Source organism: Kaistella sp. (assembly GCF_032060305.1).
GTDB classification, from domain to species: domain Bacteria; phylum Bacteroidota; class Bacteroidia; order Flavobacteriales; family Weeksellaceae; genus Kaistella; species Kaistella yananensis.
Window position 1 is genome coordinate 9,079 of the sequence record NZ_DAMBHK010000036.1, and the last position, 9,200, is coordinate 18,278.

The following is a 9,200-nucleotide window of genomic DNA, read 5'->3' on the forward strand; positions in this document are numbered from 1 at the left end:
ATTTCTGAATTCAAACAGGATGAACTCATCGAAGTTGAAGGCAGAACCATTAAGATTTTAAATCACGAAAAACTCATAAAACTGGGTCACGTTACGCTGTAAATAATTATTGAAGATCGCAGGTGAATGAATATTCTTTCGCCTGTGATTCTCAGTAACCAAAAACAACCATCGATCATGTCTGTACATTCTGAAATTAAAAAAATCACCACCGAGACTTTGCGAAAAATGAAATTCGACAAAGAAAAAATCACCATGCTTACCGCATATGATTTCACAACTGCTAAAATGGTGGATGCAGGCGGTGTAGACTCTATCCTGATCGGCGATTCCGCAGCCAACGTTATGGCGGGTTTCGAAACTACGCTTCCCATTACGCTGGATCAGATGATTTACCATACCCAGTGTGTGGTGCGCGGTGTTGAAAGAGCTTTGGTTGTAGCAGATTTACCTTTCGGAACTTACCAGAGCAACCCGGAAAAAGCACTGGAATCAGCCGTAAGAATGATGAAAGAAGGCGGTGCACATTCCATTAAAATTGAAGGAGGAGCAGAGATTGAAGAGTCTATCAGAAAAATTGTGAACGCTGGAATTCCGGTAATGGGGCATTTAGGTTTAACGCCTCAGTCCATTTATAAATTCGGAACGTATAAAGTGCGCGCGAAAGAGGATGCAGAAGCTGAAAAACTGATGAGTGACGCGAAACTTCTGGAAGAACTTGGCTGTTTCGCGCTTGTTCTCGAAAAAATTCCTGCAGATTTGGCGAAGAAGGTTTCAGAAAGTATTTCCATTCCTACCATTGGAATCGGTGCCGGACCTGATTGTGACGGGCAGGTTCTTGTGTACCACGATATGGTGGGCATGAATCAGGGATTTTCACCAAAATTTTTAAGAAGATATTTAGACTTATATACCGAAATCACCGGAGCAGTTTCTCAATATGTAAAAGATGTGAAATCCGCAGATTTCCCTAACAAATCAGAAAGTTATTAATGAATACCAATACACAGACCATCCAGGGAATTTTATCAATTGCAGCACTTTTGTGCTTAATTGCAGGATTTTTTAACCTTTTTTCTCCGGAAATCAATGATTTCCTTTACCACAGAGTTTTCTACGTTTTAATAGGAGCAAGTTTCTTTTTCCAGGCGCCTACTTTAACGAATAAAAACTTTCTGTATCCGATGTATGCCGCAGCTGCGCTTTGTATTATCGGTGCTTTTTTACCGCCGGATTCCAAGTTTATTTCCATTAAGACCATTGGTCTTTTTGCAGGCGTTATTCTTTCCATCTTCAACAGACCGAGACCTGTAAGAAGATAATCAGTAGCGCTCTGATTTCAGAATATCTTCGAAATAATTTACAAGTAAAGTTCTTTCTGCCGTGGTAAGATTGGCTTCAGGATGCTGCGCAATGTAGCCTGGCGAAGGCATGGTATAGTCCTTTATTGAACGTGCCGAATTCTGCAGCATGCTTTTCTTCAGATCACGGTTAAAATTCCCCCATTCCGAGAAATTAAGATGTTCTCTCCCTTCACTGACATGGTTTTTTATCGACCACGAAATCGGGGCTACATAAGCATAATCCGGATACACCGTTTCGTTAGAGTGGCAATCGTAACATGCATTTTTCAGAATACTTTTTACATTCGGCGGCGTATTGAAAACCGCAACGAAATTTACTTTCTGATCCACCGGTTTGTTCGTTCTGTCCACCGGAATAAACTGAATTAAAGCGATCACAATAAGCGACCAATAAACAATATTTTTAAAAGTTTTCATCTCACGGTTTAGGCTGCTCCACAGGAATTGTAGGTTTAATTTCACTGGCCGGATCTGCAGAAATTGTTGTTTCAGCACCCGGCTGAAGGTTCCATTTTTCACGGATCTCCCAAAGCGGCCTTATTTCCACATTTTTTTCGAAGATATAGACGTCTTCAGCAAATTCCGCGGCAAGGAAATCGGCAGAATCCCAGATTCCGTTCTCATTATTATCAACCAGAATTCTTATCTGGTATTTGCCCGGTTTCACCGATCTGAAGGTTAGATTGGATTCTTTTCCGTATTTTGAATAGGAAACATTTCCGTTTTCGCTCAACAACTGCAGCCAGAATATTTGCTCAGGTGCATTCTCTAATGTTAAGACCAGCGTTCCGTAATTTTCGGTTTTATCAGATTCAAAATCAAATCGGTAAGACTTCTGAATGGTTTCATAGAAAGACGAAACTGTTTCTTTCGGGACGGTTAAAGAATACTTTTTACCTTCTTTAAACTGCGACTGAATACGGACTTCAAAAGGATTTTTTTCAGAAATCTGCGCCGTGAAATCCTGCTGAATACTGTCGGAAACCAAAGTCCATTTTTCCGGCTGAATGTTGTCGATAAAATAATTGGAGGTGATCACAAAATCCTGGTTTGGAGGCAAAATATTACCCTTTGAATTGGAAAGTGCCATTTCGTTCTTCGTATTCAGACGGTAAAAAACCGATACAGTATCCTGCTTCACGCCATCATCATAACTGAATTTCAGGTTTTCGCTGGTCGCAATTCCTACATTTTGCTTTTTAGCATCAAACCAAACAGTTAAAGAATCCGATTTCGGCGCATGCGTCACTTTATAATCCTGCAGTTTTTCATTCAAGGAAAGAACCTTTACATTCTGGGGATTCCCTTCAAACGTCATTAAAATTCCTCCCGGTACTTCCTTCATTTCTACATATTTCTGGGCTTTTCGGGAAGGGTATAAATTGAGTTTAAGTCCTGATATATTTTTATCTAAAACAATTTTGTCTTTCAGGAAACCTACTTTTTCTTTTCCAGGGTCGTAAACTGAATTCGAATTACTGTCTTCAAAAGCCAAAATCCTGTATGTTCCGGGTGAAAGATAATTCAGTTCAAAATAACCGTCGGGATCAGCTTTGGTGATATAATAAGGTTTCTGGCGGTAATCCATGGAATCTTTATCCTGATAAAGCCCGACCACCAAATTCGGTTCGGATGATTTCTGATCTTTATCGCTGATCAGACTTTTCAGGTCTCCGCTGATGTAGAGATCATCAATTTTATCACCGGTAGAAAACGCGAAATTATAATACTGAAGCGCATTTCCCTCGTTATTATCTACAATCGCATTCCCGAAATTGAAATTATAAGTAGTGTTGGCCTGCAAAGTGTCTTCCCATTTAATCAGCAGGTATTTATTGGCCATTCCTGAGGGAAGAATTTTGGTCATTTTGCGGAGTGGTGGCGAAATAATCAGGTGCTTATTGATTTCTTTCAGCGTAATATATTCATCAAAATCGATGCGCAGCTCCTTGATATCTCTCGGAACATTCACCCGCGACGAATCAATATTTGTACCCACCACTTTGGGCGGAATTGAATCTTTGGCGCCGCCTACAGGCGAACCCACCCTTGCACAGGAAAGTAAAATGAGACTAAGCAGGAAAAGAAAACACAGTTTCTTCATGAAAAAGTTTTACGCAAAATTACTAAAATTATTCGCTGTAGGAATCGTTACCATTCAGAGAATCTGCTCCGGAACTATTTTTTATCGTATCGTTCTGGTTTAATGTCTTCACTAATTTCTCGGTTTCGTACGGGAAATTTTCAAATAAACCCGAAAGCGCCAACGAGGTATAAACCCTGCTCGAATATTTATTGCCTATTGCGATAATGGTGACATTCGATTTCAATAAATGGCCGAAAACCGAGTTGGTACCATGCCACCAGCCGTTGTGGTACGTGAGTTTTTCATTTTCATTGAAGACCTTCATCCGGAAACCAAGTCCGTAATTATTAATTCCCGGCCGTTCGTTGCTGTAAGGCTCGAAAACCATTCTATACAGATCTTCACGCAGAAAGTTTTTGGCAAACATGGCTTTCGAAAAATTAAGAAGATCCCTCGGTGTAGTGTAAACATTTTTGTCACCATAAATCAGATCCAGCCTGTCATACGGATAAACGCGTGGGCCGCGCTGGTAAAAAGATTTTGCTGCGCTTTCCATATCTTTTTCCTGAAGAATATAGGTATGTTTCATCTTCAGTGGGCGAAAGACAATCTGCTGCATCGCTTCCGGAAAAGGGATTTTGGTAGAATGCTCTACCAACAGGGCCAGTAACGCATAATTCGTATTGCAGTACATAAATCCGGTGTTGGTTTCCCGCGCCAGATCTGGTTTATAACGGATCAACAGATTGAGAATATCCTGATTGGAAATATATTCTTTGGAAAGTTCGGCAGGTTCAGGCTCTATTTTCTCAATAAAATATTCGTATTTCGGCAAACCGCTCCGTTGGGAAAGCAGTGTGAACACAGTAACCTTAGGATAAGGAAATTTGGGAAAATATTGGGTTAAGGGAGCATCCAGCTCCAGTTTTCCGGCTTCAATCAGTTTCATGACAGCCATCGCCGTAATCGATTTTGAAATGGAAGCCACGTGCAGCGCAACCGTATCATTCACCGGCCCCTGTTTATTGTCCTGGGTAAAACCTCGGTAACCCTCATAGAGAATTTCATCGCCTTTCGCTACTAAAAAACCGCCCCAGAGATCACCTTTTTCCCAGACATTTTTGTAGTAACTGTCGATGACAGAAACAATAGAATCCCTGTTCTTAAGTTTGCTGTCGTTTTCTTTAAAAACTTCGTCGAGTTCTACATTTCCGAAATTCGGCAAAGTTGTTTTGGTTCCTTCGCTGTCTGTATTTTCCTTTTTGCACGAAAACAAGACCAGACTAAAAATGGCAAGAAAAAAAATAATTCGGAATAATTTCATTGAAGAGTTTTTAACCTGAAAAATGCCCGCAAGATAAGGGATTTCGCATCAGTTTTATAAGACTCAAATCATAAAAATTTGTTAATCCTGAGCAAACCCGGTCAGGATTTTATCTACAATAACCTGCGCAAGTTTTTCTTTACTCTGTACAGTCCATCCTGCAATGTGAGGCGTTACAATGACTTTTTCGGATTGCAGCAGAAATGCGGAGTCAGTGTTTTCTATTTCCAGATTTTCAAATGAAGCCTTTTCATATTCCAAAACATCGAGGCAGGCACCTTTTACTTTTCCGGAACGTACTGCTTCAACTAAATCACTCGTTTTCACATTTTTCCCTCTGGCAGTATTGATGAAATAAAAATCTTTTTTCATCCCGGAAATAAACTGCGCATCAATTAAATGATAGGTTTCGTCGGTAATCGGAATGTGAAGACTTAAAATATCAGCTTCATCCTTTAAAGTTTCCAGTGAAACCTGCGTTGCGAATTCATCGGAAAGATTGGGCAGGATATCATGAAAAATCACTTTAACGCCGAAACCTGAAAGTCTTCTGGCAACGGCTTTTCCCATGTTTCCGTAGCCGATGATTCCGAAAGTTTTTCCCAGAAGTTCGTCCCCGCGGTTTTCTTCACGCTTCCAGATTCCGTTTTTTACTTCAGCTGAAGCGATGAAGAGTCTGTGCATCATAATAAGCAACATTCCCACCACGTGCTCCGCCACAGAATCGCGGTTTCCTTCGGGTGAACTGATGAGTTTTATTCCCCGTTCTTCCGCAAAACGCACATCGATATTTTCCATTCCGGCGCCTACTCTTGCAATAAACTTCAGGTTTTTGGCGTGCTCGAGAAAATTTTGATCAACAGGAATTCTGCTTCGGATAATAATGCCTTCATAATCTGCAATCTTTTCCAGCACTTCATCATAAGAGGACGTGGTGTCTTCATCCAACATAAAACCTTTTGCAGAAAGCTGTTCTGTAATTAAAGGATGGTTGGTATCGAGCTGAAGGATTTTCATCATTTACACCGAGAACAGTTTTTTCAGTTCGGTGGAATCTGCCGCCTTCATTCTTCCGGAAAGGATAAGCGAAAGTTCTTTTCTTCGTAAAGCGGCATCAAATCTGAGTTTTTCCATATCAGTTTCGGGCTCCATTTTGGGGATCGGAATCGGACGGTTAAATTCATCTACCGCAACAAACGTATAAATCCCTTCGTTGGTATGAATTTTTTTCTGATTGATCGGATCATCGAGCCACACATCCACATAAATTTCCATTGAGGTTGAAAATGCGCGCGACACTTTGGATTCCAGCACTACAATTCCGCCTTCCGGAATCGGATGATTGAATGACACGTGATTTACAGAAGCCGTTACCACACGCCTTTCACAATGACGCGCTGCAGATATTGATGCGCAACGGTCCATTTTTGCGAGCAGTTCGCCACCGAAAAGATTTCTAAGAGAATTGGTTTCGTTTGGCAAAACGATATTCGTCATCACCGTTAACGATTCTGACGCTTTTTTGATTTTTTCCATTTTGATTTTGAGTATTTTTGGGAACTCCATTTTTTTCCCGGAACGGGTGCAATGGCTTTAGATTTTAAAGAATCTGTTTTTGCAGAATCCGTCACCGTATTCATCAGCGTGGCAGAATCCTGTTTAACTGAATCTTTTTTAATGGAAGCCTTTACAATTTTAGTTGCAGGTGCAGGTTCCAGACCGTTTCCGAAAGATTTTTTTCCTAAAATAAGTTCCGGCTGGGTAATTCCAAAATAAGCCAGTCCTGAAACCCCTAAAAGCAACGGAACGAGCCAGTAAAGCTTTTTACTGAAACGGTAAGAAGTCTGATGATCCTCAGGTTTACTTAAAGGTACTGAATTTTTTATTTCAGAAAGGTGAATCTCTTCCAAACCGTAAAAATCAGGCGAAAGGTTTTCGGTCCGGTATCCGGTGAAATGAATCTGGCTGTCGTCTAAAACAAAAGTCCCAATATTTTCGAGAACAAACTTCCCTTCTTTCTCCAGAATCGAATACCAGAAATTGGTTTGCTTTTTCACCTCAATTTCAGCATCAATCACCGGAATATTCTTTTGCTGCGCGACAAAACGTACAAACGAATCATCTGCCGCTGAATTCCCAATCTGAAAGGCGACTTCTTTTCCGGGAGGCAAAATACTTTTCCCGCCCTCATCCACCAAAGCATTGGTGTTTTTCAGATAAAAAGTCCCAAAACCCGGCACCAAAACCTGGCCCTGTTGCTTCAGAAATTCGAGAATGAGAAAAGAGAAATTCATATGGCCGCAAATTTATGTTTTTTGTACCATTTAATCAAAAATAAAAAAGACCGCTCCTAAAAAGCGATCTCTAAATCAGTTGATAAATCAATTATTTAGCAAATTTCACTACTTCGCTTTCAGAACCGTTTGTGATTTTCACCAAATACAATCCGTTTCGTGAAACGTTCAGTTCAATTGGAGTTCCGTTGGCCACTGCTTTGAATGATCTTACAAGTTTCCCCGACATTTCGTAAACAGAAATTTCAAGATTTCCTTTACTGGACGTATAAAGTTTACCTCCGATAACATTGGATTTTTTACCCGTCACAGGATTAGAAACCGCCAAAGTAGCATCTGTAGTTGTACTGGTAAACCCATATGTGGTTGCTGCAAGGTCTCCAGACTGTTTCGTTGCGCCATTCTGCTGGTCTTTAAAAACAAAACCTAAATTATTAACCGTAGTTCCGGAAGGGAAAGTTTTGTTTCCATTGGTAAAAACTTTGGTGTTCAGGTTAATTGTCCCTACATAGGCACCGGCACTGCTGTCCCAATTCATCGACACTGTAGAATTGGTCCACGCATCATCATACACAGTTCCCGTACTGTTGTCTGCGGCATTACTCCACACATGAACCCAAAAAGTTGGAACTTCGAAACCCGGCTCATAAATCGAATAGTCGTTGGTAGCACCGTAAGTCAGTTTTACAACACCCTGGGAAACAGTCTGCACTGTTAGTTGCGCAGAAAATGCAGCCGCAGCGCATACTGCTAAAAATAAAGAGGAAAGTTTTTTCATATTTCTTGCTTTTAAAATTGTAGAATCTAAATTACTGCAATTTTTGAAAAACAGGAACATTTTCCTCAATTATTTATAATACAACTGTCAGTTTAACATCAGGCTATTGAAACTTCAGGCTTACACCAAACATAAAATTAACACCTGCCTGAGAAAAATAAACCGGTCCGTCGTACACATAGCCGTTGTTTACGTATTTTTTATTGAAAATATTGTTGAGCAAAAATTTAAAATCAACATCAGTTTTCTTTAGATTTAAAGTATATTTTATATTGAAATCGCTAAGGAAATAATCATCGAGTTTCAGGCTTTCATTGTTGGTGTTATCTAAAAACTGACTTCCAACATATTGGTTCTGAATTCCTAAGCTGAATTTTTCAGTCGGATTAAACTGAAGTAACACGTTCGCAATTACCTCCGGAGAAAATGAGATTGGCGTATTTCCAAGCATTTCAATGCCGGAAGAAGTCTCGTTTTTAAAATCCTTGTTTTGGTTTTTGCTCAACGTTAAATTTCCTGAGGCGTTCAACTTTTCCGAAAGTTTTGCAATCGCGCCAAGTTCAATTCCCATTCGATAACTTTGGCCAGAATTTACGCGGATGAATTCTCCCACATTGTTAATCTGTCCGTTCAGTACCAACTGATTCACATAATTCATGTAATAAAGGTTTCCTGTGAACGAAACATTTCCCAGCGTCTTTTCAATTCCGGCTTCGAAATCATAAAGTTTTTCTGCTTCGGTTTCAGGATTCGCGAAAAGATCATCCCGGTTCGGCTCGCGGTGCGCAACGGCCGCGGAAAGAAAAATTTTTCCTGCCGGGATTTTATAATTGATTCCTGCTTTTGGGTTAAAGAAGGTCCATTTCTTATTGAGATTCACTCCTTCATCATCTCCTTGTTGTACAATTTTGGTGTCGTAGGTGATGTTTCTCAGCTGTAAATCTCCAAAAAACTCAAATCTGTTTTTAGAAACAATAAACTTGGCAAAACCTGCAATTTCATTCTTCAGCGAGTTGTTTCTGTAATATTCGTGTTCAAAAATCTGCGGGCGGAACACATCAGAAACATTCCCAAAATGCCTGCCGTAATATTGGTTTCCAACGATTCCGAAATTCAGATCCAAATTTTCAAACTTTCCGTAAAGCGTAGAAACGGCTCCGTAAAAATCGTTATCGAGCCATTTTTTACGGATGAAATCGCTGCGTTTGATTTCAGCACCGTTTTCTAAAATATTGGGAAGGTTGTATTTTGAAAATTTCGCATCCTGTTTGTAATTTTCGTAATACCCCTTGCCAATTGTATAATGGAAAGTAGTTTCCAGATTCCAGCGGTCACTAAGGTTCTGCTCCCACAA

10 protein-coding genes and 1 pseudogene are annotated in these 9,200 nt (G+C 40.1%); 3 read left to right on the forward strand and 8 right to left on the reverse strand.

Annotated features, from left to right (window positions below):
• The 3 genes and pseudogenes from V5N63_RS11920 to V5N63_RS06740 all read left to right on the forward strand — a co-directional run.
• Nucleotides 1-102: pseudogene (locus V5N63_RS11920) on the forward strand (Crp/Fnr family transcriptional regulator); the annotation flags it as partial.
• Between the two features lie 75 nt (nucleotides 103-177).
• Nucleotides 178-993, forward strand: coding sequence for a 3-methyl-2-oxobutanoate hydroxymethyltransferase (gene panB, locus V5N63_RS06735; protein WP_332033328.1), 816 nt, complete (start codon nucleotides 178-180; stop codon nucleotides 991-993).
• Nucleotides 993-1,322: a hypothetical protein gene (locus V5N63_RS06740; protein ID WP_332033329.1), complete on the forward strand. Its 330-nt coding sequence runs from the start codon at nucleotides 993-995 to the stop codon at nucleotides 1,320-1,322. Before panB ends, V5N63_RS06740 begins: the two co-directional genes overlap by 1 nt.
• Here the strand turns inward: V5N63_RS06740 and V5N63_RS06745 are convergent, their stop codons facing one another.
• The 8 genes from V5N63_RS06745 to V5N63_RS06780 all read right to left on the reverse strand — a co-directional run.
• Nucleotides 1,323-1,781: a heme-binding domain-containing protein gene (locus V5N63_RS06745; RefSeq protein ID WP_332033330.1), complete on the reverse strand. Its 459-nt coding sequence runs from the start codon at nucleotides 1,779-1,781 to the stop codon at nucleotides 1,323-1,325.
• 1 nt (nucleotide 1,782) lies between these two features.
• Nucleotides 1,783-3,468 (reverse strand): Ig-like domain-containing domain, encoded by a 1,686-nt coding sequence (locus V5N63_RS06750; RefSeq protein ID WP_332033331.1) that lies wholly within the window; start codon nucleotides 3,466-3,468, stop codon nucleotides 1,783-1,785.
• Between the two features lie 28 nt (nucleotides 3,469-3,496).
• A complete protein-coding gene (locus V5N63_RS06755) occupies nucleotides 3,497-4,774 on the reverse strand; it encodes a serine hydrolase domain-containing protein (RefSeq protein ID WP_332033332.1) in 1,278 nt (425 codons plus the stop codon).
• A gap of 81 nt (nucleotides 4,775-4,855) precedes the next feature.
• On the reverse strand, nucleotides 4,856-5,791 hold the full coding sequence (locus tag V5N63_RS06760) for a 2-hydroxyacid dehydrogenase (protein WP_332033340.1): 936 nt from the start codon (nucleotides 5,789-5,791) through the stop codon (nucleotides 4,856-4,858).
• Nucleotides 5,792-5,794: 3 nt separating this feature from the next.
• Complete coding sequence (locus tag V5N63_RS06765; protein WP_088468226.1) at nucleotides 5,795-6,310, reverse strand: acyl-CoA thioesterase; 516 nt, start codon at nucleotides 6,308-6,310, stop codon at nucleotides 5,795-5,797.
• On the reverse strand, nucleotides 6,277-7,068 hold the full coding sequence (locus V5N63_RS06770) for a hypothetical protein (protein ID WP_332033333.1): 792 nt from the start codon (nucleotides 7,066-7,068) through the stop codon (nucleotides 6,277-6,279). The genes V5N63_RS06765 and V5N63_RS06770 overlap by 34 nt, the downstream gene beginning before the upstream one ends.
• Before the next feature lie 91 nt (nucleotides 7,069-7,159).
• Entirely contained in the window at nucleotides 7,160-7,846 is a 687-nt protein-coding gene (locus V5N63_RS06775; RefSeq protein WP_332020850.1) for a T9SS type A sorting domain-containing protein, read from the reverse strand.
• Nucleotides 7,847-7,949: 103 nt separating this feature from the next.
• Nucleotides 7,950-9,200 (reverse strand): TonB-dependent receptor (locus tag V5N63_RS06780; RefSeq protein WP_332033334.1); only part of this gene is annotated, 1,251 nt, incomplete at its 5' end.